The organism is Massilia glaciei (assembly GCF_003011895.2).
GTDB classification, from domain to species: Bacteria; Pseudomonadota; Gammaproteobacteria; order Burkholderiales; family Burkholderiaceae_D; genus Telluria_A; species Telluria_A glaciei.
The window spans coordinates 33,544-59,335 of sequence record NZ_PXWF02000297.1; the positions used below are offsets into that span (position 1 = coordinate 33,544).

Sequence of the window (25,792 nt, forward strand, 5' to 3'; positions counted from 1 at the left end):
CGGTTTTTCCGCATCTGCTTGCCGCTCCACGATGGGCCCGCCTGTTTGATAATCGTTCCATGCCATGACGTGCGCATTCCGCGTCCGCCCTAGGCATCGCCCGAGACTAACATGCCCGACACGCACCATCAGCACGACGACGCCACACTGATCATCGAACTGCCCACGCTCGCGGTGCGCGCGCCGGCGTTCGTGGCGGCGGCGCCGGCGGTCTCGCTGATGCAGGTGGCGATCGCCAGGGTCGAGGCCGAGGCGAAGGCGCTAAGCGCGTCCGAGCTGCGCGTGGCCGCCGAACAGCGCGCGCAGCTTGCCGCCGAGGAGCGCGGCGCGCTCGACGCGGCGCTGGCAGCCGCCGCCGAGCAAGCGGCGCGCGACGCGCAGGCGTTCATCGACGCCAACCGCGAGCACCTCTCGAGCATGCACGAGGCGGCGCGCGCCAACGCCGAGCGGCTCGCCGCGCTGCGCCGCGAAACGGCGGCGCTGCGCGCGCAGGCCGAGTCCGACACCGTGGCCGCGCTGCAAGTCGACGCCCGCGCCGAGGCCGGGCAGGCCGCGCGCAGGGATGAGGAGGCGGCGCAGATGGCCGACGCGCTGAGCGAGGCGAACCAACAATTGATGGCCGAGACCGAGCGCGCGCGGCTGCAGGCGCTCGAGCGGATCGCCGCCGTGCACGCGGCGCGCGAGGAGGTGCGGCGCAGCGCCGGCTGCGACGCGCGGCTGGCGATGCTGGCGCGCGAACGTGAGCGCGACGCGCGCGCGGCGCGCGAGGCGGCCGAGTTGCTGGCCGAAACCGAGAACGAGGCGCGCGCGCTGACCTCGCAGCGCGAACAGGCCGACCAGCGCGCCGCCGACGCCGCCTTCGCGCGCGCGATCGCCGAAGCGCGTGCGCTCGAAGAGGCGCGCGCGCTGGCCCATATAGAACAGGAGCGCGCGGCGATGGCGACCGCGCAGGCCGAAGCGGAGCGTGGCCGCGCCTGCGCGCTGGAGCTGCGTTTGCAATGGGAAAAGGAGGCGCGCGCCACGGCCGAACAGCGCGCGCGCGCCGAACGGATCGCCGCCGCCGGCGCTGAGGCGCGGCGCGACGCCGAGGCCCGCATGTTGCAGGCGACCGAACAACGGATCGCGCTCGAGCGTCAACTACACGAGGCCGCGTGCGCGCGCGCCTGCGCCGAGGAGGGCGCCAAGCAATATTTGCAAACAGACATCGGCGTCCCCGGGCGCAAGCCGGACCAGGGCGCGGGCGGCGGTCCGCGAGCCTTGCCCGAGCCGGCGGGCGGGGCGGCAAAGCGTGTCGTCGGGCAGCGCGATAAACCGCGTGACAAGCCGAACGCTAAGCCGCCCGCTAAGCCGCCCGACAAACCGTCCGACAAACCGTCCGAAAGAACGTCCGTCAAACCGTCCCACTACGCCGAAATACAACACGCGTGCGCCGCCGCGGCGACCTTGGACGGGCACGGCCCGCCAGGGCATGGCGCCGCCGTCGGCACGGCCGTGCTGCCGGGCACGGACGCCGTGGCGCCGGACGCGCCCGCGGGCGACACGTCGGCGCTGGTGGCCCGCGCGGTCATTGGCCGCCTGACCCAGTCACTCGTGACACCTTGTCCAATGTAAAAAGTCACGAATGGTATTTTTTGCGGGCAAGCTTGCTGGTGTATGATCCAAGCTGGGTGTTCGTAAAAAGACTTCGATGCTTTCGTTCCGTTTGCCGATCTCGTGCGTTCTGCTTGCCTGTGCGCTCAACGCGCAAGCGCATACCGTTGCGCTCGTGGTGCTGGTCGACACCGCGACCGAAATGCCGATGGCGAGCTTCAAGCAATTCCGGCTGGTCGACGGCATCCACAAGGATATCGGCGAGGCGCTCGCCGCGCGCATGGGCCGCAGCGCGCGTTTCATGGCGCTGCCGCGCAAACGCATCACCAAGGCGCTCGAGACGGGAGAGGTCGACCTCGTGTGCAGCTATGTGCCCGAATGGTTGCCTGGCCGGTTTGGCTGGAGCATCCCTTTCATTCCCATCACCCAGGTCTTGATCACCCGCAGCGACGCCACGCGGCCGCGCAAGCTGGCCGACCTCAAGGGGCGGCGCGTCGGCACCGTGCTCGGCTATTCACATCCGGAACTTGAACAGGCGCTCGGCGACGGGTTCTTGCGCGAGGACGCGCCCAGCAGCGAGGCCAACCTGAGCAAGCTGACGGCCGGCCGGATCCAGCACGCCGTCACGGGCAAGAGTTTCATCGAGTACCGCCTGAAAAAGAGCGACCCGCCGCTGGCGCTGCATCCGCCGCTCGACGTGACGCAATACATGGGGCAGTGCGCGGTGTCGCCCAAGGGCCGCGTCACGCTGGCCGAGGTCGATGCCGCGTTGACCCAGATGGTGCACGACGGGACCATCAACACCATCGTCGCCCACTACCGCTAAGGCCGCTCGGCCGGCGCCGCCCCTGCCGCGCCTACTGCGACAACGTCACTTTCTCGATGAAATATTCGGTCTCGCCGAAGCAGTCCGAGGGCACGCCCTTGTGCTGGGCGTACACGAGCAGCACGCGTTTGCCGGTGGCGGCCTCGAGTTGCTTGACGACTTGCTCGTCGCGCACCGAGAAGGTGAAGCGCTCGGGGATCGCGCCGGGCATGCTGCTAAGCAGGATTTCGCCCTCCCACGTCTTGCAAATCCAGCCCTTTTTGGATAGCTTTTGCAGGTAGCCCGCGCGCGTGCCCTCGGAGTAAGAATAGCTCAGCGTGATCCAGGTGTAGAGGGCGAACAGGACGACGACCCCGCCGATTAGGGGCAGCAACAGCACGGCGGCGCGTTTTGGAATGGGCATGATGGCGTTTTTCTTCTGTTGGAATGTCGGTGGAGAAGTCTCCATGGCGCCCCCGACCGTGGCCTCGGCGCGCCGCGTGGTGCCGGAGCGTGCTCATTCTGACATGTCCGCAAGAATTTTCAAGCCATTTGCTCGGCCACCGAGGCGGCGGCGGGCTTGTGCCGGGGGCTTCAGGAAGGCATGGCACGGCGCCCCGGCATACGTATTGCATATTTGAATCGCGCGCCGTAGGAAAGAGCGGAGGCGAAGCGGGGAGGCGAGCGGGGACGGGTCGCCCCGCGCGGGCGCGCCCCCGCGACCGTTGCCGGGTCAGGCGGACACGCCGTACGAGCGCGCCAGCGGACCGAGGCCGCCCTTGAAGCCCTGGCCGACGGCGCGGAACTTCCATTCGGCGCCGGCACGGTAGAGCTCGCCGAAGACCATGGCCGTTTCGGTCGAACCGTCTTCGGACAGGTCGTAGCGCGCGATCTCGGCCTCGCCCTCGGCGTTCAGGCAGCGCATGAAGGCTTTGCCGACCATGCCGAAATTCTGGCCGCGCTGCTCGGCCTCGTGGATGGTGACGCCGACCGATATGCGGTCGATCTCGGGCGGCACCGTGGACAGCTCGACCGTGATGCGCTCGTCGTCGCCCTCGCCCTCGCCCGTCAGGTTGTCGCCCGAATGGGTCACGGCGCCGTCGGTGGACTTGAGGTTGTTGTAAAAAATAAAATCGGTGTCGGCGCGCACCTTGCCGTCGGCCCTGAGCAGGAAGGCGCTGCCGTCGAGGTCGAAGACGGCGCCGTCGGTCGCGCGCGGGTCCCAGCCGAGGCCGATGATGACTTTTTTGAGGCCCGGCGCCTCTTTGCTCAGGTTGACGTTGCCGCCCTTTTGCAGACTGATTGCCATGTCGGACTCCTCGCATTTATAGTGGATGGTGGACGGGTTGTTGGCGCCGTGTTCGCCCGGTTTTTGTTCGTTCAGCTTGTTCGATCAAGTTGTTCGATCAAGCCGGGCCGGCGAAGTTCCTGCCCGTCGGCGGCGCGCTCGGGCGTGGCCGGCCCGCAACTGGCGCAACGCGGGCCGCACCGGAAGGGGGGCGATCTGCGATAATTCCGCACGGCATTTCACCTCATGGAAAATCAATGGACCTCATCTATCTCGTCACTCCCGTGCTGACCTGGCTTGCAGTCGGCCCGATCAAGTTCCTGATCAACAGCGCGCGCCAGCGCCGCTGGGCCTTCGACCTGATCGGCAACGGCGGTTTCCCGAGCAACCACAGCAGCGTGGTGACCAGCATGGCCACCGTGATCGCGATCCAGGAGGGCATGCGCGAGCCGGCCTTCGGGGTGGCCGTCACGCTCGCCTTCATCGTCATGATCGACGCCAACAGCCTGCGCCAGCATGTCGGCCGCCACGCCGCCGGCCTGAACCGGCTCTCGGGCGAGGACCCCACGCACATCCTGTTGCGCGAGCGCATGGGACACACGCTGGTCGAAATCTGCGGCGGCATCGCCACCGGCATCGGCATGGGCTTCGCCATCACGTCCCTGTTCGCACAGTTGTAAACACGCCCGGCGCGGCGCCGGCGGTAAGCCGGGCGCTGAAGTTTCCGCAGTTCAAGTGCCTGAAATTGCATTTCATCCCGCCATTTGCGCCTTTCAGGTATCGAAAAGCGCAACAGGGCGGCCGGCGATTGACGATCCCGGCGGGCTCAAGGATACTGCGCGATCGAAGCTGCGCCGGCGTGCCCACGCCGCCGCGAAAAAATAACTACATAGTGAATGAAAAGTAAATACATTGTCACAACGCTGTAACGACCACCCCCATCCCCGGAGAACCAACCATGCTGCGCAAAACCATCCTTGTCCTCGCCATCGCTACGGCGCTCGCCGCCTGCAGTAAGGGGGGCAAGGATCCCGAAAAGGGCGCCGACGGCAAGGTGGCCAAGGAGAAGCCGGCCGATCTGATCGTGGCGAAAGAGGATCTGATCACGGTCGCGCCCAACGCGCTCGCCTCGGGCCCGGTGATCACCGGCTCGGTCCAGCCCGAACGCAAGGCCGACCTGCGCGCCGAGGTCTCGGCCGTGGTGCTGCAGGTGCTCAGGGAGAACGGCGAAGTCGTCAAGCGCGGCGACGTGCTCGTCAAGCTCGACGAGACCGCGATCCGCGACAGCCTCGCCTCGGCCGAGCAGTCGGCCCGCTCGGCCGGCCAGGCGCTCGAGCAGTCGAGCCGCACGCTCGAGCGGCTCAAGACGCTGCGCGCCTCCGGCATGGTGTCGCTGCAGGCGCTCGACGACGCCGAGGTGCGCCGCAACGCGGCCCAGAGCGAGGTCTCGGCCAGCCGCACGCGCGCCGTGCTGGCGCGCCAGCAACTGTCGCGCACCTCGGTGCGCGCCCCATTCGACGGCGTCGTCAGCGAGCGCAAGGTCTCGGCCGGCGACACCGCCTCGATCGGCAAGGAATTGCTCAAGGTGGTCGACCCGGCCAGCATGCGCTTCGAGGGCCGCGTCGCGGCCGACCAGATCAGTGCCGTCAAGCTCGGCCAGGCGGTCAGCTTCCGCGTCAACGGCTACCAGGGCCAGGAGTTCCGCGGCGCCGTCAAGCGCATCGACCCGGCCGCCGACGCCGTCACGCGCCAGGTCGAGGTGACGGTCGGCTTCGCCGACGCGGCGCGCCCGAGCGTGTCGGGCCTGTTCGCCGAGGGCCGCATCGAGGCCGCCAGCGTGGCCACCCTGATGCTGCCCGAGGGCGCGCTGGTCAAAGTCGGCGACAAGACCTACGCCTGGCGCATGAAGGGCGACAAGCTGCACAAGGTCGAACTCGGCATGGGCGTGCGCGATACCCGCACCGGCGACTTCGAGATCCGCAGCGGCCTGTCCGCGGGCGACCTGATCATGCGCAGCGCCAATTCGAAATTTTCCGACGGCCAGAAGGCGACCATGGCGCCGGGAAAGATGGCGAGCGCCGTCGCCGCGGCCGCCGCGGCACCTGCCGTCGTCAAGGGAAAATAATATGTTCTTATCCGATTTCAGTGTCAAACGGCCCACCGTCACGATCGTGCTGATCATGGCCATGATGGCTTTCGGCCTGCTGGCCCTGTCCAAGCTGCGCGTGAACCAGAATCCCGACGTCGACTTCCCGGCCCTGTACGTGAGCGTGTCCTACCCCGGCGCCTCGCCCGACACGGTCGAGCGCGAGATCGTCAACCGGCTCGAAAAGCCGCTCATGTCGATCCCCGGGCTCGACGAGATCGAGTCGAGCGCGAACGAGGGTAACGCCGGCTTCTTCATGAAGTTCAACTTCGGCAAGAACCTGATCGAAGCCTCCGACGACGTGCGAAACGTCATCGCCGGGGTGCGCTACAAGCTGCCCAACGAGATGCGCGAGCCGATCGTGCAGCGCATCGACATCGGCGCCGACCCGATCATGAGCCTGGTGTTGTCGTCGAGCTCGCAGTCGCACGCGGCCATCTCGCGCATGGCCGAGGACCAGCTGGTCGACCGCCTGCGCGGCATCGACGGCGTGGCCACGGTCAACGTCAACGGCGCCCTCAAGCGCGAGCTGTCGGTCCTGCTGCGCGCCGAGAAACTGCGTGAATACAATGTCTCGGTCGGCGAGGTGGTGGCCGCGCTGCGCGCCCAGAACACCAACGCGCCGGTGGGCAAGGTGCGCGGCGAACTCGACGAGCAGAGCATCCGCCTGGTCGGGCGCCTCGAGTCGCCCGCCGAATTCGAGACCATCGTCGTCAAGCGCCGCGGCGACGAGATCGTGCGCCTAGCCCAGGTCGCCACGATCGCCGACGGCTTCGCCGAGTCCAACAGCCTGAGCATCCGCAGCGGCAAGCCGAACGTGGGCCTGCAGGTGATCCGCTCGCGCGAGGCGAGCACCGTGTCGGTGGCCAAGCAGGTGCGCAAGCTGGTCGATGAGGTCGGCAAGGAGCTGCAGGAGGGCACCAAATTCGAGATCGTGCGCGACGGCGGCAAGCAGGCGCAAAACAGCCTCAACAACGTGATCGAGTCGCTCGTCTTCGGCGCCATACTGACCATCTTCGTGGTCTACGCCTTCCTCAATTCGTGGCGCTCGACGCTGATCACGGCGCTGTCGCTGCCGACCTCGGTCATCGCCGCCTTCATCGCGGTCTGGCTGTGCGGCTTCACGCTCAACTTCATGACCCTGCTCGGCCTGTCGCTGGCGATCGGCGTGCTGATCGACGACGCCATCGTGGTGCGCGAAAACATCGTGCGCCACATGCAGCGCGGCTCCGACCGCCGCACCGCCGCGCTCGAGGGCACCGCCGAGATTGGCCTGGCGGTGGCCGCCACGACGTTCTCGATCATCGCCGTGTTCATCCCGGTGGCGTTCATGCCGGGCGTCTCGGGCGAATGGTTCCGCCCGTTCGCGCTGACCGTGACGTGCTCGGTGATCGTCTCGCTCGGCATCTCGTTCACGCTCGACCCGATGCTGTCGGCCTACTGGGGCGACCCGGCCGACCACCACACGGCGCCCAAGAAGGGCCTGAGCCGGGTATTGCAGCGCTTTAACGACTGGTTCGACCACCAGGCCGACCGCTACGGCAACGTGATCGCCTGGGCGCTGCACCACCGGATCGTGATGGCGGTCATCGCCGGGTTGACCTTCGTCGGCGCCATCGTGCTGCAGGCCACCGTCGGCGGCAACAGCTTCCTGCCGGCATCGGATGTCGGATTCGTGATGATCGAGGTGCGCACCCCGCCCTCGTCGAGCCTGGAGTATTCGCGCCTCAAGCTCGAGGCGGCGGCCGCCGCCGCGCGCACCATCCCCGAGACCCTCGACACCAACAGCAGCATCAACCCGAACGGCGGGCGCATCTATGTCGACATCGGCAAGCGCAAGGAGCGCGAGCGCGGCGCCAAGGAGATCGCCGAGGAGCTGCGCGGCAAGGTGCGGCGCCTGGTCGGGGCCGAGTACGTGGTGCTCGACGACATCGCCAACGGCTCGCGCAAGCCGGTCCAGATCGAATTCACCGGACCCGATTCGCGCAAGCTCATGGAGATCACCAACGACTATATGGATAAGCTGCGCCAGGTGCCGGGCGCGGTCGACGTCGGCCTGTCGCAGCAGGACCCGAAGAACGAGCTCAAGATCGAACTCAACCGCGGCCTGGCCAACTCGATGGGCATCTCGGCCGGCGACGCGGCGCAGTCGCTGCGGGTCGCCTTCGCCGGGGTCGAGGTCGGCGACTGGGTCGACCCGACCGGCGAGACGCGCGACGTGGCGGTGCGCCTGCACCCCGACGACCGGGTCAGCCTGGCCAACATCGAGCGCCTGCCGATCGCGGTGGCCGGCACCAACCAGATGGTGCCGCTCGAACAGATCGCCACGATCACCATGGGCAAGGGGCCGTCGGGCATCAACCACACCGACGGCAAGCGCACCATCACGGTCTCGGCCAACGTGCAGGGCCGCTCGAACGGCGAGGTCACCAGCGACGCGATGAAGCTGGCCAAGTCGCTCGACTATCCGCCCGGCTACGGCCTGGCCCTGAGCGGCTCGGGCGAGGAGCAGGCCGAGCTGATGGCCGCGATGGCCGTCGCGCTGCTGTCGGGCATCGGCCTGATGTACCTGATCCTGGTGATCCAGTTCGGCTCGTTCACGGCGCCGCTGGCGGTCATGATGTCGCTGCCGCTGTCGCTGATCGGGGTGGTGCTGGCGCTGATCGTGACGCGCAACACGCTCAATCTGATGAGCATGATCGGCATCATCATGCTGATGGGGCTGGTGGCCAAGAACGCGATCCTGCTGCTCGACGCGACCCGGGTGCGCGAGGCCGAGGGCATGGAGCGCGAGGCGGCGCTGATGGAGGCCGGGCGCATGCGGCTGCGCCCGATCCTGATGACCACCTTCGCGCTGATCGCGGGCATGTTCCCGATCGCGCTCGGGCTCGGCGAGGGCGGCGAGTTCTACCAGCCGCTGGCGATCGCGATCATCGGCGGCACCATCACCTCGACCTTCCTGACGCTGCTCGTGGTGCCGACCTTTTATGACAGCATCGAAATCTCGCGCGACCGCATGGCCGCCAAGTTCCAGCGCCGCGCCGCGCGCCGTCCGGCGCTCGTGGCCGGGGTGCAGACCCTGGGCGAGGCGCTGCTGACGCTGACGCTGGTGCGCTTCGTGTACCGCAAGCTCATGTGGGTGGTCGGCAAGGCCGGCGGCCGCGGCAAGGCGGCCCCGCTGGACGCCGAGGCCAAGCGGCGTGCGGTGGTCTGAACCGCGCCTGAGAGGCTGAGAGTCTTTCGACCATGCCCGCTCTGCACGCCGGAAAGCGCCCGCTCGTCGTTGCAAATGTTCGCCATAGCCCGAGCTATGGCTGTGCTTTGCGCCTCGATCGGCCACCTTCTGGCGCGCTGCTCGGCCACGTCCGAAAAACTCTCAGCCTCTGAGTAGGCGGCCGGCCTGTCCGGCACGCCAGCGAACAAGGCCCGCCACGTTGCAACGTGGCGGGCCTTGTTGTTGGTGCTGTTGTTATTGGCCCCTGTTTGTTGCCTGCCAGGGCCGGGCCCCCGGCTGCGTCGCGGCCGGTCGGTTGGCCGCCGCGCGCGCGCGAGGCGGGGGCTGCGAGCCGGTCGAGAGTAGGATCGCCGGCTGCAAAAAGTGCCGGACGGCCCATATTTTGCCGCTTGCTCGGCCGATGGCATGCTATCGGCTTCGCGAAATCGTCAAAATCTGTCCTCGTCCGGCACTTTTTTGGCTTCGACTACCGAAATCCGAGAGCCTCCTAGCGGCGCGCCGGCTCGGGATCGACGACGATGACGTCGGGGTTGTCGGTGGTGCCGGTGCCCGAGGTGCCCGAGGTGCCCGAGGTGCCCGATGAGGTGCCCGATGAGGTGCCCGATGAGGTGCCCGCGCCGGCGTCCGGCATCGGTTCGACCGGCGTGGCGGGCGTGGTGGGTTCGGCCGGTGTGGTCGGTGTGGTGGGCGTGGCAGCATCGCCGCCCGTGGTGCCGGTGGTGCCGCTGCTGCCGGAGGTCGCGCCCGGCGCCGGCGTGATGATGGTCGTGTCGGTGGCTGGAACCGGTTCCTCCCTCCGGCATCCGCCCAGGATGCCTGCCAGTACTGCCGCCGTTAGCAGGGCTTTGCTTGTGCTTGAAAGTGCTTTCATTGGTTTACTCCTCGTTCACGTCAATTTTTGCCGCCGCCGGTCTTGCGCTTGCGCCCGCCCGGCGGCGACGCCAGTACAGTCCCGCACCTGAGCCTGATTCAACCCACAGACGGGACCATCAGGGAACCGACGCAGCGAGACACGCGGCCCCGTTCAGTGCACGAATACGACTGTGAAAATTAGACGTGGAACATCGGCGCCAGTTCGTCGATTTGGCCCGCCCGGGGCCAAATCAGACCGGATGCGTTTCAGGCCTTGAGCGGTGTCAAACGATGGGGTGGGCGGTGGATGGACGGGTGCGCCGCCGGCCGGCGCGTCGCGCCCGGAGACGCCGGCCGGGCGCGCGCGGGATTGCCCAAGCGGGCCGGCGGGCCTACGCCTTCGGCGCGCAGGGCACGTCTTTTTGCACGGTGACGGTGGTGCCGGCCGCTTCGAGCGGGGCGACGAAATTAGTCAATTGCAGTACCAGCTTGCCGTTCCTGCCCACATGGCGGTCGAAACCGTACGAGGTCACGGCGCAATTTGGGACGTCGGCGTCGCGGTCGAATTCGAGGATCTTCGATTCGTCGAGCCGCTCGAACAGGTAGCGCAAGCAATTGACGATGACCTGGTGGGCGACGATGAGCACGCGCTCGCCGCAGTATTCGCGCGTGATGGTGTCGAGCACGCTGCGCAGGCGCAAGATGACGTCGCACCAGCTCTCGCCGCCGGGCGGGCGGAAGTAGAACTTGCCCACGTGCTCGCGCTGCACGTGGAGCTCGGGATACTTGAGGGCGATGCCGTGCGTGGTGAGGCGGTCGAGGATGCCGAATTCCTTCTCGCGCAGGCGTTCGTCGGACGAGACGGCGAGGGCCGCCGGCGGGCCCATGTGGTTGACGATGATGCGGGCGGTGTCGGCCGCGCGCGCATAGGGCGAGTGCAGCACCACGTTGGGGCGCACGGCGGCCGGCAGCGCGGCGAACCAGCCCGCAAGCGCGTGCGACTGCGCCAAGCCGAGCTCGGACAGGGGGACGTCGACGTCGCGCGTGTCGATCTCGATGTGCAGGCCGGCGCGCGCCTCGGCGGCGTCGCGCGCGACGTTGCCGGCGCTTTGGCCGTGCCGGACCAGCCAGATTTGTTGCGGCCATTTTTGTTGCGGCATATTTCGTTGCGGCGTATTTCGTTGCGGCATATTTGGTAGCAAAACCCGTCCGCCGTCACCGTTGACACCCGGTCATCATAGACGGATCGGGCGGCCGCTCAGCGCACGATACGCGGCCCCGGGGCGCGCTTCACGCGGGCGCGCCCTCGGTGTCGAGGTTGGCCTCGGCGTCGCTGTCGAACACCGCCATGTCGGTCTGCCCGAGCAGGCGGCTGGTGACGGTGCCGGCGGTGATCGAGCCGCTCACGTTGAGCGCGGTGCGGCCCATGTCGATCAGCGGTTCAATCGAGATCAAGAGGCCGGCCAGCGCCACCGGCAGGTCCATCGCCGAGAGCACGATCAGGGCGGCGAAGGTGGCGCCGCCGCCGACGCCGGCCACGCCGACCGAGCCGATGGTGATGATCGCCAGCAGCGGCAGCAGGAAGCCGATGGTCAGCGGGTCGATCCCGACGGTCGGCGCGATCATCACCGCCAGCATGGCCGGATAGATGCCGGCGCAGCCGTTCTGGCCGATGGTCGAGCCGAACGAGGCGGCGAAATTGGCGATGCCGGGCGCGGTGCCCAGGCGCGTGGTCTGGGTCTGCACGCTCATCGGGATGGCGCCGGCGCTGGTGCGCGAGGTGAACGCGAAGGCGAGCACCGGAAACACTTTTTTAAGGTAGCGCGGCACGCTCAGGCCGACCGCGGCGATCAGCGCCAGGTGCACGCAGAACATGATCAGCAGCGCGCTGTAGGAGGCGGCCACGAAGCCGGCCAGGTTCATGATGTCGGCCAGGCTCGAGCTGGCCACGACCTGCGCCATCAGGGCGAACACGCCGAACGGGGTCAGGCGCAGCACCAGGGTGACCATGCGCATCACGATCGCGTGCGCGACCTCGGTGAAATGGTTGAACGAGGCGAAGATGGCCGGCTTCCTGGCCGCGATGCCGGTCGCCGAAATGCCGATGAAGATCGAAAACAGCACCACCGCGATGGTCGAGGTCTTGCGCGCGCCCGTCATGTCGAGGAAGGGGTTGGCCGGGATCAGGCTCAGCACCATGCCCGGGAACGAGATCGCCTTGGCCGCCGGCAGCGTGCTTTGCAGGTATTCGCCGCGCGCCACCTCGGCCGCGCTGGCGGTCAGGCCGACCGCGCTCAGGCCGTAGGCGCTGGCCATCGCGATGCCGACCGCGGCCGCCACCATCGTGGTCAGGATCAGGATGCCGATCGTGAGGGCGCTGATCTTGCCGAGCGAGGCGGCGTCCTTGAGTTTGAGGATGGCCGAGACGATCGAGACCATGATCAAGGGGATGATGATCATCTGCAGCAGCCGCACATAGCCGGTGCCGACGATGTCGAGGTACTCGCCGGTCTGCCTGACGACGTCCGAGCCGGCCCCGTACAGCGACTGGAACACGACCCCGAGCAGCACGCCCACGCCCATGCCGGCGAACACGCGCTTGGTGAACGACACGTGCAGCGTTTGCATGCGTGCCAGCAGGAAGCACACGGCGAGCGCGGCGAGCAGGTTCAGGATCAGGGCGGTCGGCATGAATTCCTCGGGTTGTCTGTCTGGGCCTAGGGCGCCGGCGGCGCGCCCGGGATCGAGTGCATGAGCACCGTCGTGACGCTGCCGTCCTTGTCGATGGCTAACTGGTACAGGCGGTCGTATTCGGTGTCGGCGATGTCGGCGCCGGGCTCGCCGCCGAGCAGTCGCACCAGCTCGGTCAGGGTGTTTGAATGGCCGACCACGAGCGTGTTGCCGGGCAGCGCTTTCAATTGCGTGGCGAATTCGGCCTGCCTGGACGGGTCGTAGGTCCGGACCGGCACGGCGAGCAGGGTGGCCAGCGGCTTGGCCGTCATCTGGGTGCGCATCAAAGCGGTGCTGTAGATCTGGGCCACGCCGACCTTGCGCAGCGTGGCGGCGATGTTGCGCGCGCGCGCCTGGCCGGCATCGGTGAGCGCCGGGTCCTTGCCAACGCTCTCCTTCTCGGCGTGGCGCACGAGGTAGATCGTGCCCTGGGCCAGGGCCGCGGACGGTGCCAGCACGGTCAGCGCCAGGGAGAGGGCGCACAGTAATCGCATCGCTTTTTTCATAGTCGAACTCGCCTTTCGTGGGATGGGCCGGCCGGCTTCGCCTCCTTGAGCCATATCAGACTTGATTGCTGGCATGACTGACAGTGCGCGGGCGCCGGATTAAGATCGCCCAACAGTATATATTGATTTCAACCAAGGAACTCCATGGTCGAACGCCGCGCGCAAAACAGGTCACTGGGCATCCGTCCCAGCCTTTTTTCGGAGAACGAAACGGGCAATCCCAATCCGAGCCGGATCCTCAACGATCTCGAGCGGCGCGGCCGCGGACAGTCCGGCGGCGGGCGCAGGCCCTGGCGCCGGCGCGCCTTGTGGACGCTCGCCGCGGTGTTGCCTCTGCTCACACTGGGCCTGGGCTGGTGGTGGGCCACCGCCACCTTCGAGGACGCGGCGCCGTTGGCGATCGTGATCGAGGCGCCGCCGGCGCTGGCCGAGGCGCCGGTGCCGGCGCTGGCCGAGTCGCCGGCGGCGCCGGTGGCCGGGGAGTCAGTCGCGGCCGGGTTTGAATTGCCCGCCGCGGGCGGCGACAGTTTTGCCGATGCCGCCGAGCAGCCCGAGGCGCCGGCGCCGGCCGCGTTGCCCGAGCCGTCCGCAGGGGACGAGGCGCCGGCGCTCGCCGCGCCGGTGCGCAAGGTCTCCGCGGTGGCCGGCAAAGGGGGGCGGCGCGCGGCCGGCGCCAAGGGCGCCCGGAGGGCGGCGTCGAAGGCGGCCAGGCCGTCCGAGGCGGCGCCGAGGTCGGCGGCGAAGACGGTGGCGCCGACGGCCAAGGCGGGTGCCGAAGCGCCGGGCGGCGCGACCGTCGCGCGCGAAAAGGATGTGGTCCTGCTGTCGGCGATGGTGGCGCACCGGAAACCGGGCGTCGTCACCGGCATCATCCCCAAGACCTCCTACAAGGAGTGCCTCAGTCTGAGCGGCAAGGCCGGCGAGCGATGCCGCGTGCGTGCCTGCCGCAAGATCGGCAAGGACGAAGTGACCTGCAGGTTGGAAAGCAGGGACCCGCCGCGGGCGAGGATGCTCAAGCCCGTCTGATCCGCCCGGCACGCCTGCCTGCGTGGTTCGCCGGCTGCAGCTTCGGCACCGGTGTGGAGCCGCTTCTAGCGGGCCCCGCCCTCGCGCGGAACGTGTTGCACCCGATCGCGCAGCAGTTCCAGCAGCGCCACCTCCTCGGCCCGCAAACCCCGCGTTTCCTCGTCTGGCGCCTGGCCGGCGCCCCCGCCCGGCATGGCGAGCGTGGTGCCCTCCAGATACGCCTCGATGACCGCCGGGTGCACATAGCATTTGCGGCAGATCGCGGGCGTGTTGCCCAGCCGCTCGGCCACCGATTCGATCGCCCGCACGATGTTTTTCCTGGCCTGGGCCTGGGTCTTTGCCTGCTCGAATTCGCGCAAGGCGAGGGCGGCGAGCACGGTCCCGAACCAGGTCCGGAAATCCTTGGCCGTGTAGTCCTCGCCCGTGATTGCGCGCAGGTAGTCGTTGACATCGGCCGAGCCGACCGCATGGATGGCGCCGTCGTCGCCGACATATTGGAACAACTCCTGCCCGGGCAGCTCGCGCATGCGCCCGATGAGGCGCGCGAGCCGCCGGTCGTGCACCTTGACGGCGTGGAACACCCCGCTCTTGCCGCGGAAATTGAATGCGATGTCGCTGCCGTCGATGCGCACGTGCCAGCTGCGCAGGGTGGTCAGGCCGAACGATGCGTTGGTGCGCGCGTATTCCTCGTTTCCGATCCGCATCATCGTCGTCTGCAGCAGGTGGACGATGGTCGCGAGCACCTTTTCGCGCGGCAGGCCGGGCCGCCCGAGAGCGGTCTCGACCGCGCGCCGCAGCGCCGGCAACGCCCTGCCGAAGTTGAGCATGCCCCCGTATTTGGCTTCGTCGCGCACGGCGCGCCAGCGCCGGTGGTAGCGGTACTGCTTGCGGCCGCGGACGTCGCGCCCGGTCGCCTGCAGGTGGCCGTCGTCGCGCGCGCAGATCCAGACATCGGTCCAGGCCGGGGGGATAGCGAGCGAGGCGATGCGCGCGAGCGCCGCCCGGTCGCGCAGCGGCTTGCCGTCGGGCCAAGTGTAGCGGAAACGCTTGCCGAACGGCTTGCGCACGATGCCCGGGGTGCCGTCGTTCACATAGCGCAGGCCGGCCTGCCTGGCGACGGCGCAGGCGTCGACGTGGGGCAGGGCGAACGGCGCGGACGGGGCGGATTTCATCATCAATGGCGGACTTCGGACAAACCCGGCGCCGATTGTCTGCCGACGGCGCCGGGATTGCGTCGAGTTTGCGCCGAGTTTGCGTCGAGTTTGCGTCGGGATTTCTTTGGGATTGCGTAAATTATGCGGCGCTCGCGCAGATTCGCCCACGCGATACAATCTGGCCGGCGAATTCGCATTGAATTCGCATTGAATTCACATTGAATTGGCCTTGAATTCGCATCGAATTTGCGTCGCAAAGCGCGCCGGGCCTGAGAGGCTGAGAGTCTTTCGATCATGCCCGCTCAGCACGCCAGAAAGCGCCAGTTCGTCGTTGCAAATGCTCGCCATAGCCCGCTATGGCTGTGCTTTGCGCCTCGATCTGCCACTTTCTGGCGGGCTGCTCGGGCACGCCCGAAAAACTCTCGGCCTCTGAGCAAACCGGCGCCCGCAGTGGTCCAACCCTTGCCGCCTCGGCCGCAAGGGGGAAGCCATGGAATGTTGGTTGTCAGGACCGTGCATCGTGATCTCGCCGCATCTCGACGACGGCGTGTTCTCGTGCGGCGAGCTGATCGCGCATATGCCAGGCACCGTCGTCGCGACGGTGCTTGCCGGCATTCCCGACCCGTCCCCGCGGGTGACCGGCTGGGACGCGGCGGCCGGCTTCGACAGCGCCGCGCGCGCCGTGGCCTGTCGTCGCGGCGAGGACCGGGCCGCGCTCGCGCTGTTGCGGGCGCGGCCGCGCTGGCTCGATTTCTTCGACGGCCAGTACGCGGGCTCGCCCAGGTGGGAAGCGCTGGTGGACGGACTCGACGCGCTGCTTGGCGCCGAGGATCCGCACGCGGTGTTGTTTCCGGCGGGGCTGCGCCATCCCGACCATGTGCTGGTGCACCGCGCCATGCTGGCCGTGCGCCGGCGTCGCCCGCACGGCATCTGGCTGATGTACGAGGACGCGCTGTACCGCTGCCTGCCGGGACTGATGCAGCTGCGCCTGCTCGCGCTGGCGCGCCAGGGCCTGGTGGCCACGCCCGTGCCGGCCGCGCCCGCGGGCCGGCTCGGGCGCAAGCGGGCGGCCGTGGAATGTTATCGGAGCCAGTTGCGCGTGCTGGTGTCGCACGCGCGCGGTTACGCCGACGCGCTCGCCCCCGAGCGCTATTGGCGCATCGACGCGGCGGCGGAAAACCGGTTTCCATGAGCGCGCCGGCGCGGCCCTGTCGGACTGCAAACGATGGGTTGTTCGTTTCAGTCGCTATGGCGCTGTGCGTCACAGTCGCTATGGCGCTGTGCGTCACGGTCGCGATGGCGCTGTGTGTCACGGTCGACTACACCTTGCGCGGGCCGGCCAGCAGGCCGCGCACGGCATCGGCCACGCGCGCCGGCGCGATTTTCGCCAGGCAGTCGTTGTGCCCCTGCGGGCACACGCTTTTGTAGCAAAAGCGGCACGGCAGGTCGTGGAACAGCAACTGGTGCTCGACCTGCCAGGGCGCGTGTTGCGGGTTGGTCAGCGCGTACAGGGACACGATCGGCGTGCCGAGCGCGGCCGCCATGTGGGCCGGCCCGGTGTTGTTGGCCACCACCAGCCGGGCCAGCGCGATGGCCGCGCCGAGCTGGCCGAGGTCGAGCTGGCCGGCCAGCGAGCACACCGGCACGCCGCACGCGGCGCGGATCTGGTCGATCAGGTCGCGCTCGTCGGGGCCGCCCGTGAGCACGATCGGGTAGCCGGGCGCGGCGGCGAGCGCGGCGATCAGCTCGGCCCAGCGCGCCGGCGGGTAGCGCCGCGACGGCGCGCTCGCGCCCGGGTGCAGCAGCAGCCACGGCCGGCCGGCGCCGATGCCGGCCATCGCCAGCCGGCAGCGCACGTGGTCGAGGTCGTGCGCGCGCACCCTGAACGAGAGTTTCGCGCTGTCTGGCCCGCAGCCGACGCCGGCCACCAGGTCGAGCTGGCGCCGCACTTCGTGGCGCACGCCGGTGTCGGGTTCGCGCTCGGCGACCCAGTCGGTCAGCAGGTGGTAGGGGTTTTCGCGGCAGTGCGCCAGCCGGTTCGGGATCCCCGCCAGATGGCACAGCAGCGCGGCCGGCAGCGCGCTCTGGCTGAACGAGGTGAAGATGACGGCGGCGTCGAAGCCGCCCGCCTGCAGCGTGCGCACGAAGGCGAGGTCGGCGCCGGCCGGCTGCGGCGTGCCGCTTTTCATCCACGGGGCGCGGTAGCTGATCACCCCGTCGAGCTCGTCGATGAAGGGCGCCACCGCGGCGCCGGCGGCGGACGCGAGCAGGGTCACCGAGCGGCCCGCGCGCGCCTGCTTGAGCGCGCGGATCGCGGGCGTGCACATGAGCACGTCGCCAAGCCCGTCGAGGCGCACGCACAGCACCTTGCGGACCCGGTCCCAGCGCACCGGGTTCATCGGGGCGGCCCGTCCTCGCCCGCGATCTGGATCGCCGCGCTGTAGAGGTCGCTGGCGATGCGGGTCGGCACCCGGCGCGGCCCGAGCTTCCATTCGGTCTCGTTGCCGTTGTCGATGAGCACGGTGCGACAGCCGGCGCGGTTGCCGGCCTCGACGTCGTGCAGGATGTCGCCGATCATCCAGGAGGAGGCGAGGTCGATGTCGTGCTCGCGCGCGGCCGTGAGCAGCATGCCGGGCATCGGCTTGCGGCACAGGCAGGCCAGCGCGTACTGGGCGCGCGTGCCCTCGGGGTGGTGCGGGCAATAGTAGAAGCCGGCCAGCTCGACCTGCTCGCGGAACAGCAGGTCGGACAGGCGGTGGCCCACATGCTCGAGGTCGGTCTCGCTGAAGTGGCCGAGCGCAACGCCGGCCTGGTTGCTCACCACGAAGAAGCGGTAGTCGAGGCGGGCCAGCAGGCGCAATCCGGCGCCGGCGCCGTTGCGCAGGGTGATGCGGCGCGGCTCGACGTTGAACGGGATGTCGTCGACGAGGGTGCCGTCCTTGTCGAGGAAAACCGCCTTGATGGTCACGGCCATGACGACTCTTGCAGCGGCAGCACGGTGATCTCGGCGACCACGCTCTCGGGCAGCAGCAGCACCGCCTTGATCGCCTCGGCCACGTGGGCCGGGTCCTGAAGGCTGGCCGGGTCGAGCCCGGGGAAGCGCTCGAGCAGGAACGGGGTGCGCATGCCGCCCGCGACCACCGCCGTGACCTTGATGCCGTATTGGCGCAACTCGGCGTGCAGCGCGTGCGACAGCCCGAGCAGGCCCCATTTGCTCGCGTGGTAGGCCGAGGCGTTGGGCCAGGCGCGCTTGGCGGCGGTCGAGCAGACGTTGACGATGTGGCCACCGCCGCCGCCGCCGCCCTGGCCGCCGCCCGCTTGGCCGGCGGCGCGCCGCATGTGGGTGGCGGCGAACTTGGACAGCAGGAACGGGCCGTTGAGGTTGGTGTTGATCACGCGCAGCCAGTCGTCGGCGCCGAGTTCGTCGATGGGCAGGGTGACGTCGGTGCCGGCATTGTTGACCAGCACGTCGAGGCGGCCGAAGGCGTCGAGCGTCTCGCGCACGGCGCGCTTGGCGCTGCCCGGGTCGCCCACGTCGAGCCCGATGGCGTGGGCGCGCGCGCCGGCCTCGCGCAGCGACCCGGCAACGGCCTCGGCATGGTGCTGGCGGATGTCGGCGACGGCGATGTCGGCACCGGCGGCGGCCAGCGACCGGGCCAGCGCCGCGCCCAGGCCGCTTGCCGCGCCGGTGATCAGGACCGATTTGCCGGCCAGGCCGTGGATCGGCTCGGCCATGGGGTGGTGTGCGGCGGCCTGCGCTGGCAAACCTTGCTGCGGCGTGTGCATGAGTTGCTCCTAGTGTGCGGACATGTGGGGAAGGGCGCGCGCCCTGGCGTCGTCGACGGCGGCGGTGTAGATCTGGGCGGCCCGCCCGGCCACGCTGCGCCAGGTGTAGTGCTGGTAGGCGCGGCGCAGGCCCTCCTGGCCCATGCTGCGCGCCAGCGCCGGGTCGCGCGCGAGCATGGCGAGGCAGGCGGCGGCGGCCTGCGGGTCGCGCGGCGGCACCAGCAGTCCGCTGTGGCCGTCGGCGACGGTGCTCTTGATGCCGCCCACGGCCGCGCCCACCACCGGGCGCGCGCAGGCCATGGCCTCGACCGGGGTGATGCCGAACGGCTCGTACCAGGGCGTGGTGATGAAGACGTCGGCCGCGCCGTAGTAGTAGCGCAGCTGGGCGCGCGGGCGCCGGCCCGTGAAGTGGACCTGGTCGCCGACGCCGAGCTCGGCCGCGAGCGCGCGCAGGCGCGCCAGTTCGGCCGCCTCGGGCGTGGGGCCGGCGCCGGGGGCGCCGGGAATGCCGCCGGGGTGGCCGGGAATGCCGCCGAGGTCGCCGCCGACGACGAGCAGCTCGGCGTCGACGCCGAAGCCGGCGCGCAGCAGCGCGAGCGCCTCGATGACGTTGTCGACGCCCTTGCGCGGCACCATCCGGCCCAGTTGCAGCACGATGAATTTGTCTTGCGGCAGCCCCAGATGGGCGCGCGCGGCCGCGCACGCCATGGGCCACAATTCCTGCGGGTCGAAACCGCAGGGGGCGATGCGGATGCGGCCCGGCGGCGCGTCGTACAGGGTCATCATGTCGATTCGGTCTTGCTCGCACTCGGCGATGATGCGGTCGGCGTCGCGCATCAGGCTGTCTTCGATGTCGAGGCGCGCCGGCGGGAAGGTGTCGGCCGCGCCCTGCGCGATGCGGCGCACGTGCCCGAGCGCATGGAAGGTGATCACGAAGGGGATGCCGAGCACGGCCTTGAGATGCTGGGCCACCATGCCCGACATGAAGAAATTGGCGTGCGTGAGGTCGTACAGCGAGCCCTGGCGGCGCGCGAAGCGGGCCACGAAGCGCGCGAACGCGTCCATGTGGGGCAGCATTTGCTCTTTCGGGACGTAGCTGGCGGGCCCGGCCGGCACGTGGATGACGCGGATGTTCTCGCGCCACTGCACCAGCGGCTTGTGGCGCGGCGAGTCGCGGCGCGTGAAGATGTCGACCAAGTATCCGGCCAGGGCGAGCTCGCGCGCGAGGTGGGCCACGTAGACGTTTTGCCCGCCGCTGTCGATGCTGCCGGGCGCGGCGAGGGGCGATGCGTGTTCGCTGACGATCGCGATTTTTTTCACGGATGGGCTACGCACGCGCCCGATCACATGGTTCTCATGCAGTTTCATGCCGGCTCCTATGCTGTCAATGCTGGGCGCCGGCATCCGGCGTGGTGTTTCCGCTTGTTGTGCTCGTTCCGCTTGTTTTGCTCGTTCCGCCTGTCTGGTTTGGCCCGCCGGTCTCGCCGGTCCCGCTCGTTTCGCCGTTCCCGTCCGTTTTGTTTGCGCGCGTCCGGGCAGCGCCGGTGCCGGCCGGGTTGAATCGGCCCCGGCCCGTCTTGATTCCCGTGACCTCTTGCAGGGCCGCGTTCCAGTCGGCGCCGAAGCGCGCGATGCCGAAGCGCTCGCGCGCGCGGCGGCGCCCATTGGCGCCGAGCCGGGCCGCCAGCGCGCGGTCGCGCAACAGCTCTTGCATGCGCGCCACGAGGGGCGCGACATCGGTGTCGATGAAACCGGACTCGCCGTCGTCGATGACGGTCGCCATCTCGGTGGTCGCCAGCGCGACGACCGGCACGCCGACCATCATGGCCTCGATCACGGCCAGCCCGAGGCTGGTGTAGCGGATCGGGTTGAACAGGAAACGGTAGTCCGCGGCGAAGGCGGGCAGCCGCGCGTGTTCGATCTCGCCGATGCCGCCGAGTTGCTCGGCCTCCATGCCGACCAGGTCGAGCGGCACGCGGGTGCGCGCGTGCTCGAAGATGTCGCCGCCGAGCCTGCGCCCGCGCCGCGCCAGGTGGTTGATGACCACCAGCCCGCGTTCGAGCCCGCCGTGCCAGGCCACGCCGTCGGGCACGCACACGCCGTGCTCGATCACGCGCACCGGCGTGCGGCCGTTGTTCCACATCAGGGCGTTGAAATGGGTGACGTGGACCAGCAGCACCTCGGGGCTGTCGATCGGGTGCCACTCGTCGGTCGGGTGCGCGCGCGGGGGATCGTGTTCGATGTAGATGCGCGGCAAGGCCCGTTGCGCCGGGCTCAGGAATTCGTACTGGTCTTTCTCGTATTGGGCGTCGTCCTGGAAGATGATGCAGTCGAACTGTTTCGTGCGCGCCTCGTCCACGGGCAGGTCGTGCACGTTGTCGCCCCACGGCATGTGGCCGCAGCGGCCGCCGTAGCCGGCCGGCCGGCCCGGCCGCGACAGCACGTGGAACTGGTGCGGCAGCTGCGTCAGGTAGTACAGATAGCTGCCGTGCGTGTGCCAGGTGAGGATGTTGAGGGGGCGCATTGCGTGGCCTCAGGCAAGCCACACGCGGAAGCGGATGGCCCCTGCCGCGCGCCAGAACACGGCCAGCGGGGGCAGCAGGGCGGCCGTGACGACGGCCTCGGCCAGCAGCGCGGCCGAGCCGGACCGCCCGCGCAGGCGGCGCCGGCACAGCACCGCGAGCGCGCTGGCCCAGGCGGCGGCGCCGGCGAGCGCGAGCGCACGGTTGCCGGCGGCCAGCCCGAGCAGGGCCAGCAGCAGGGCGGCCGCGGTCGCGTAGTAGTCCCAGCGCGGCGCGCCGCGGATTTTTTGGCGGTACATCAGCGGGTGTTTTTTGTAGAGCAGCGCGTCGAACGCGATCTTGTCGGCCTGCATGAGCCGCGCGCCCCAGGAGGCCGGACGCGGCGGCTGCGTCACGCTCGCGTGCGGCGCGTGCGTGAGCCTGGCATTGATGGCGGCGAGGCGGAACTGGAGGTCGGTGTCGTCGCGCCACGCGAGGCGGAAGCGCTCGTCGAAGCCGCCGACGGCCGCCAGCACGCTTTTGCGGCAGAAGCAATTGGCTGCGGCGAACTCGAGCGTGGTGGCACGGGCCGCGCAGTGGACCCCGGCGTGGTCGATGCGTCCGTAGAGCGCGTCGATGTGGTCGTCGAAGGCGTCGAGCGCGTTGAGCAGCCAGTCGGGCGAGGGCACGGTGTCGTCGTCGGTGAAGCCGATGATGGTGCCGCGCCCGCTGCGCCAGCCAAGGTTGTGGGCGGCGGCCCGCCCTTGCGTGCCGGAACCGTGGAGGTAGGCGATGGCGGGGCCGCTGGCATGGGTGCGCGCGCGCCAGGCGGCCACCACGTGCCGCGCGTGCTGGTTGGGGAAGGCGTCGACGATGATGATTTCGTACAGGCCGCGCGCCAGGCTCTGGTGCACGAGGGCGGCGATGTTGCGCTCGAGCAGGTGCGCGCGGCCCGAGGCCGACACCACCACCGAGATCAGCGGCAGCAGCGCTTGGCCGGCCGGCGGCGGCGCCGCCGCGCCCGTGCCGGCGGCGCCCGTTGCGGTCGGCGCGCAGGGCGCCGCATCGGACGTCACATCGGGCGTCGCATCGGGCTTGAGGCAGGGCGTTGCATCTGGCATGGCTGTCGACATTTTCATCTCCGCTAATGCAACGTGCTACAAATGCAACGTGCTACAAATGCAACGTGTTATTAATGCAACGTGTTACTAATGCAACGTGCTACAAATGCAAGGCGCTACAAATGCAAGGCGCTACAACGTCTGGCGCTGCAGCATGGTTTGCTCGTCCAGGCGTTGTTGCAGCAGCCACAGGCGGGCATACAGGCCCTTGAGCGACAGCAATTGCGCATGGCTGCCGCGTTCAACAATGCGCCCCCGGTCCATCACCAGGATCTCGTCGGCGCCGACGATGGTCGAGAGCCGGTGCGCGATGATGAGAGTGGTTCGATTCTCCGAAAGACGGTCGAGTTCCTGCTGTATCGCGTGCTCTGAATCTGAATCAAGGGCGGAGGTGGCTTCGTCGAAAATGAGGATCGCCGGATCCTTGAGGACGGCGCGCGCGATCGCGATGCGCTGCTTTTCGCCGCCCGAGATTTTGACCCCGCGCTCGCCGACCTGGGTCTCGTATTGCTCTGGCAGGGCCATGATCAGCTCGTGCACATGGGCCGCGCGGCAGGCGCTTTCGATCTCGTCGGGGCGGCAGCCGAGGCGGCCGTAGGCGACGTTGTAGCCGATGCTGTCGTTGAACAAGGCGGTGTCTTGCGGAACCACGCCGATCGCGGCGCGCACGCTCGACGGGCTCAGCGTGGCGATGTCCTGGCCGTCGATCAGGATGCGCCCCTGCGCCGGCGGGTACAGGCGCAGCAACAGGCGCGCGAGGGTCGACTTGCCCGAGCCGCTGCGCCCGACCACGGCCACGGTGTGGCCGGGGGGGATCCGGAAGCTGACGCCGCGCAGAACCGGACGCGCCTCCTCGTAGCCGAAGCTGACCTGCTCGAACACGACCTCGCCGCGGCCGGCCCGCAGGCGCGGCAGGCCGGCCTGCTCGGCCACGTCGGGGCGCTCGCGCAGCAGCGCGAACAGGCGTTCGGCGTTGACCCAGGCGTCGCGCGCCTCGCGGTAGACGAAGCCGAGCGCGTTGAGCGGCAGGCAGACCTGGAGCGCGTAGGCGTTGATCAGGACCAGGTCGCCCACGCTCATCTGGCCGCGCCAGACCGCGTCGCCGGCCAGCAGCATGATCGCGGCGATCCCGGCCGCGATGGTGCCGCTTTGTCCCACGTGCAAGGTGAACAGGGCGCGCTGGTTACCCATGCCGGCCTCGCGCCAGTGCCGCATGATGTCGCGGAAGCGCGCCGCCTCGACCGCCTCGTTGGTGAAATACTTGATCGTGTCGTAGTTGATCAGGCTGTCGGCGAGATGGCTCTTGGCGCCCGAGTCGAGCTGGTTGACGCGGCGCTGGTACAGCACCCGGCGCGAGGTGAAAACCAGCGTGAAGCCGGCATAGAGCAAAAAGGTGGCGCCGATGGCGACCGAGAACCAGCCGCTGTAGCGCGTCAACATGACGGCCAGCACGAGGCCGATTTCGATCAGGGTCGGCACGATCGTGAACAGGCCCACGCCGAGCAGGAAGGCGATGCCGTTGGTGCCGCGGTCTATGTCGGGCAGCAAGCCGCCGATCTGGCGTCTGGCATGGAAGCGCGGGCCGAGCGCGTGCAGGTGGGCGAAGGTTTTTTGCGCGTAGGCCGAGACCGTGCTGAGCGTCACGCGCGCGAACAGCAGGTCGCGCAGTTCGTTGAACAAGGTGCTCAGGAAACGCAGCAGCGCGTAGCCGGCCAGCAGGTAGAGGGGGATGCGCGCCAGCTGCCCCGGCTGGGAGAACGCGTCGATGATGCGTTTGAGCACGAGCGGCACGGCCACGGTCGCGATTTTCGCGACCACGAGGAAGACGAAGGCGGCCGCCACGCGCGCGCGGTATTGCGACAGCACGCCCCACAGGTCGGCGGCCAGCCGGCCCTTCAGGTCTTGCTGGTCTTGGGCTTTGCCACCCTGGGGTTCGCCACCCTGGGGGGCGCCACCTTCGGGTGTGCCACCGTCGGGTGTGCCACCTTTCGGTTTGCCACCTTGCGTTCCACCACCTTGCGTTCCACCATCTTGCTGCCCGCTGCCCTGGTCCATTGTCGCGCCACCTTGGAAGATCCAAAGCCGTTTGACACTGGTCAGCGGCGCTTAGCTCCCGCCAGCCGCGCCGAGCGCCGCCACCGCCGCCGCCGGCCGCGCTTTGCCAGCCGGGCGCGCGGCGACGGCGGCGACGAAGCCGGCCACGGTGTCGAGCGTGGGCGCGAGCAGCCGCAGCGGCCCGGCGAACGAGGCGACCAGGGTGATGTGGTTGACCTTGTCGAGATAGACCTCGTCGACCGAGACGCCGTGCGCGCGCAGCTTGGCCGCCATGCCACCCGTGTTGCGCTGCGGATTGACCAGATCGTCCTTGTTGGCGGCGATCAAGAGCGCCGGCGGCGAGCTGGCCGACACATGGTTGATCGGTTGCGACGCGGCCGGGGTGTTGGGAAAATGGAACACCGGGCGCGTCGTCTTGTTTTCGATCGGGATGAAATCGTAGGGGCCGGCCAGCCCGATCCAGCCGCGCAGGTCGGACGGCGCCATGCCCTGGCGTTCGAGCCAGCGCGCGTCGAGCGCGAGCATGGCCGCGTTGTAGGCGCCGGCGCTGTGGCCCATGACGAACAAACGCTTCGGATCGCCGCCGAAGCGCGCGACCTCGCGGGCGGTCCAGGCCAACGCCGCCGCCGAGTCGTCGAGGAAATCGGGATAACTGACCTCGGGGTGGAGCCGGTAGTCGGGAACGACCACGACCATGCCGCGCGCGGCCAGCGCGCGCGCCACGAACGCGTAGTTGGCGCGCTCACCGCTGGTCCAGTTGCCGCCGAAAAAGAACACCACGACCGGCGCCGGGCCCGCCGGGCTGAGCGGCCGGTAGACGTCGAGCCGGCGCCGTTCGCCCGCGCCGTAGGCGATGCCGGTGCTGGCCTGCGAGGCCCCGGCCGGGGTCAGTACGTTGAGCGCGGCCAGCGGCGAGCAGGCCGCCAGCGTGCCGAGCACGGCCACGACGGCGGCGATCCCCAATAATGTCAGGCTTATCTTGCTCATGCGGTTTCGA

21 protein-coding genes and 1 pseudogene are annotated in these 25,792 nt (G+C 69.1%); 7 read left to right on the top strand and 15 right to left on the bottom strand.

Going from position 1 to position 25,792, the window contains the following annotated elements; translation table 11 throughout:
• Positions 1 to 111: 111 nt before the first annotated feature.
• Both C7C56_RS22765 and C7C56_RS22770 read left to right on the top strand, forming a co-directional pair.
• Positions 112 to 1,611, top strand: a complete 1,500-nt coding sequence (locus tag C7C56_RS22765) for a coiled-coil domain-containing protein (RefSeq protein ID WP_106759648.1) — start codon at positions 112 to 114, stop codon at positions 1,609 to 1,611.
• A gap of 76 nt (positions 1,612 to 1,687) precedes the next feature.
• Entirely contained in the window at positions 1,688 to 2,416 is a 729-nt protein-coding gene (locus tag C7C56_RS22770) for a substrate-binding periplasmic protein (protein ID WP_106759649.1), read from the top strand.
• Positions 2,417 to 2,447: 31 nt separating this feature from the next.
• Here the strand turns inward: C7C56_RS22770 and C7C56_RS22775 are convergent, their stop codons facing one another.
• Positions 2,448 to 2,819, bottom strand: a complete 372-nt coding sequence (locus C7C56_RS22775; protein WP_106759650.1) for a DUF8785 domain-containing protein — start codon at positions 2,817 to 2,819, stop codon at positions 2,448 to 2,450.
• Between the two features lie 309 nt (positions 2,820 to 3,128).
• Positions 3,129 to 3,704, bottom strand: a complete 576-nt coding sequence (locus C7C56_RS22780; protein ID WP_106759651.1) for a TerD family protein — start codon at positions 3,702 to 3,704, stop codon at positions 3,129 to 3,131.
• 236 nt (positions 3,705 to 3,940) lie between these two features.
• Between C7C56_RS22780 and C7C56_RS22785 the strand changes: the two genes are divergently transcribed.
• The 3 genes from C7C56_RS22785 to C7C56_RS22795 all read left to right on the top strand — a co-directional run bounded on the left by C7C56_RS22785 (position 3,941) and on the right by C7C56_RS22795 (position 9,043).
• Positions 3,941 to 4,363, top strand: coding sequence for a divergent PAP2 family protein (locus C7C56_RS22785; protein ID WP_106759652.1), 423 nt, complete (start codon positions 3,941 to 3,943; stop codon positions 4,361 to 4,363).
• 278 nt (positions 4,364 to 4,641) lie between these two features.
• A complete protein-coding gene (locus C7C56_RS22790; protein ID WP_106759653.1) occupies positions 4,642 to 5,808 on the top strand; it encodes an efflux RND transporter periplasmic adaptor subunit in 1,167 nt (388 codons plus the stop codon).
• Between the two features lies 1 nt (position 5,809).
• Positions 5,810 to 9,043 carry an efflux RND transporter permease subunit gene (locus C7C56_RS22795; protein ID WP_106759654.1) on the top strand — a complete coding sequence of 1,078 codons (3,234 nt, stop codon included), beginning with the start codon at positions 5,810 to 5,812 and terminating at the stop codon, positions 9,041 to 9,043.
• A 508-nt stretch (positions 9,044 to 9,551) separates the two neighbouring features.
• Here the strand turns inward: C7C56_RS22795 and C7C56_RS29085 are convergent.
• The 4 genes from C7C56_RS29085 to C7C56_RS22815 all read right to left on the bottom strand — a co-directional run bounded on the left by C7C56_RS29085 (position 9,552) and on the right by C7C56_RS22815 (position 13,140).
• The gene (locus C7C56_RS29085) at positions 9,552 to 9,935 is read right to left on the bottom strand and encodes a hypothetical protein (RefSeq protein WP_181373311.1); all 384 of its coding nucleotides are present in this window, start codon (positions 9,933 to 9,935) and stop codon (positions 9,552 to 9,554) included.
• Positions 9,936 to 10,308: 373 nt separating this feature from the next.
• Positions 10,309 to 11,076, bottom strand: a complete 768-nt coding sequence (locus C7C56_RS22805; protein ID WP_106759656.1) for a histidine phosphatase family protein — start codon at positions 11,074 to 11,076, stop codon at positions 10,309 to 10,311.
• A 130-nt stretch (positions 11,077 to 11,206) separates the two neighbouring features.
• Complete coding sequence (locus C7C56_RS22810) at positions 11,207 to 12,607, bottom strand: L-cystine transporter (protein ID WP_106759657.1); 1,401 nt, start codon at positions 12,605 to 12,607, stop codon at positions 11,207 to 11,209.
• A gap of 26 nt (positions 12,608 to 12,633) precedes the next feature.
• On the bottom strand, positions 12,634 to 13,140 hold the full coding sequence (locus tag C7C56_RS22815; protein WP_229458939.1) for a phosphoglycerate mutase family protein: 507 nt from the start codon (positions 13,138 to 13,140) through the stop codon (positions 12,634 to 12,636).
• Positions 13,141 to 13,296: 156 nt separating this feature from the next.
• Here C7C56_RS22815 and C7C56_RS22820 point away from each other — a divergent pair, with 156 nt between their 5' ends.
• Positions 13,297 to 14,178: a hypothetical protein gene (locus tag C7C56_RS22820; protein WP_106759659.1), complete on the top strand. Its 882-nt coding sequence runs from the start codon at positions 13,297 to 13,299 to the stop codon at positions 14,176 to 14,178.
• Between the two features lie 65 nt (positions 14,179 to 14,243).
• Here the strand turns inward: C7C56_RS22820 and C7C56_RS22825 are convergent, their stop codons facing one another.
• Positions 14,244 to 15,353, bottom strand: a complete 1,110-nt coding sequence (locus C7C56_RS22825; RefSeq protein ID WP_229458940.1) for a DNA topoisomerase IB — start codon at positions 15,351 to 15,353, stop codon at positions 14,244 to 14,246.
• A gap of 499 nt (positions 15,354 to 15,852) precedes the next feature.
• Here C7C56_RS22825 and C7C56_RS22830 point away from each other — a divergent pair, with 499 nt between their 5' ends.
• Positions 15,853 to 16,524, top strand: a complete 672-nt coding sequence (locus C7C56_RS22830) for a PIG-L deacetylase family protein (RefSeq protein ID WP_181373312.1) — start codon at positions 15,853 to 15,855, stop codon at positions 16,522 to 16,524.
• Between the two features lie 127 nt (positions 16,525 to 16,651).
• On the opposite strand, the gene C7C56_RS22835 is transcribed toward C7C56_RS22830, so the two are convergent.
• The 8 genes and pseudogenes from C7C56_RS22835 to C7C56_RS22870 all read right to left on the bottom strand — a co-directional run bounded on the left by C7C56_RS22835 (position 16,652) and on the right by C7C56_RS22870 (position 25,782).
• Positions 16,652 to 17,731 carry a glycosyltransferase family 9 protein gene (locus C7C56_RS22835; RefSeq protein WP_106759662.1) on the bottom strand — a complete coding sequence of 360 codons (1,080 nt, stop codon included), beginning with the start codon at positions 17,729 to 17,731 and terminating at the stop codon, positions 16,652 to 16,654.
• Entirely contained in the window at positions 17,728 to 18,306 is a 579-nt protein-coding gene (locus C7C56_RS22840) for a D-glycero-alpha-D-manno-heptose-1,7-bisphosphate 7-phosphatase (RefSeq protein ID WP_181373313.1), read from the bottom strand. Before C7C56_RS22840 ends, C7C56_RS22835 begins: the two co-directional genes overlap by 4 nt.
• A complete protein-coding gene (locus C7C56_RS22845) occupies positions 18,297 to 19,118 on the bottom strand; it encodes an SDR family oxidoreductase (protein ID WP_307719075.1) in 822 nt (273 codons plus the stop codon). The genes C7C56_RS22840 and C7C56_RS22845 overlap by 10 nt, the downstream gene beginning before the upstream one ends.
• Before the next feature lie 9 nt (positions 19,119 to 19,127).
• Complete coding sequence (locus C7C56_RS22850; protein ID WP_106759664.1) at positions 19,128 to 20,486, bottom strand: glycosyltransferase; 1,359 nt, start codon at positions 20,484 to 20,486, stop codon at positions 19,128 to 19,130.
• A 217-nt stretch (positions 20,487 to 20,703) separates the two neighbouring features.
• Positions 20,704 to 21,642: pseudogene (locus C7C56_RS22855) on the bottom strand (glycosyltransferase family 4 protein); the annotation flags it as partial.
• Positions 21,643 to 21,651: 9 nt separating this feature from the next.
• Positions 21,652 to 22,752 (bottom strand): glycosyltransferase family 2 protein, encoded by a 1,101-nt coding sequence (locus C7C56_RS22860; RefSeq protein WP_181373314.1) that lies wholly within the window; start codon positions 22,750 to 22,752, stop codon positions 21,652 to 21,654.
• Between the two features lie 120 nt (positions 22,753 to 22,872).
• On the bottom strand, positions 22,873 to 24,795 hold the full coding sequence (locus tag C7C56_RS22865) for an ABCB family ABC transporter ATP-binding protein/permease (RefSeq protein WP_106759667.1): 1,923 nt from the start codon (positions 24,793 to 24,795) through the stop codon (positions 22,873 to 22,875).
• Positions 24,796 to 24,846: 51 nt separating this feature from the next.
• Positions 24,847 to 25,782 (bottom strand): alpha/beta hydrolase, encoded by a 936-nt coding sequence (locus tag C7C56_RS22870; protein ID WP_106759668.1) that lies wholly within the window; start codon positions 25,780 to 25,782, stop codon positions 24,847 to 24,849.
• Between the last annotated feature and the right edge of the window lie 10 nt (positions 25,783 to 25,792).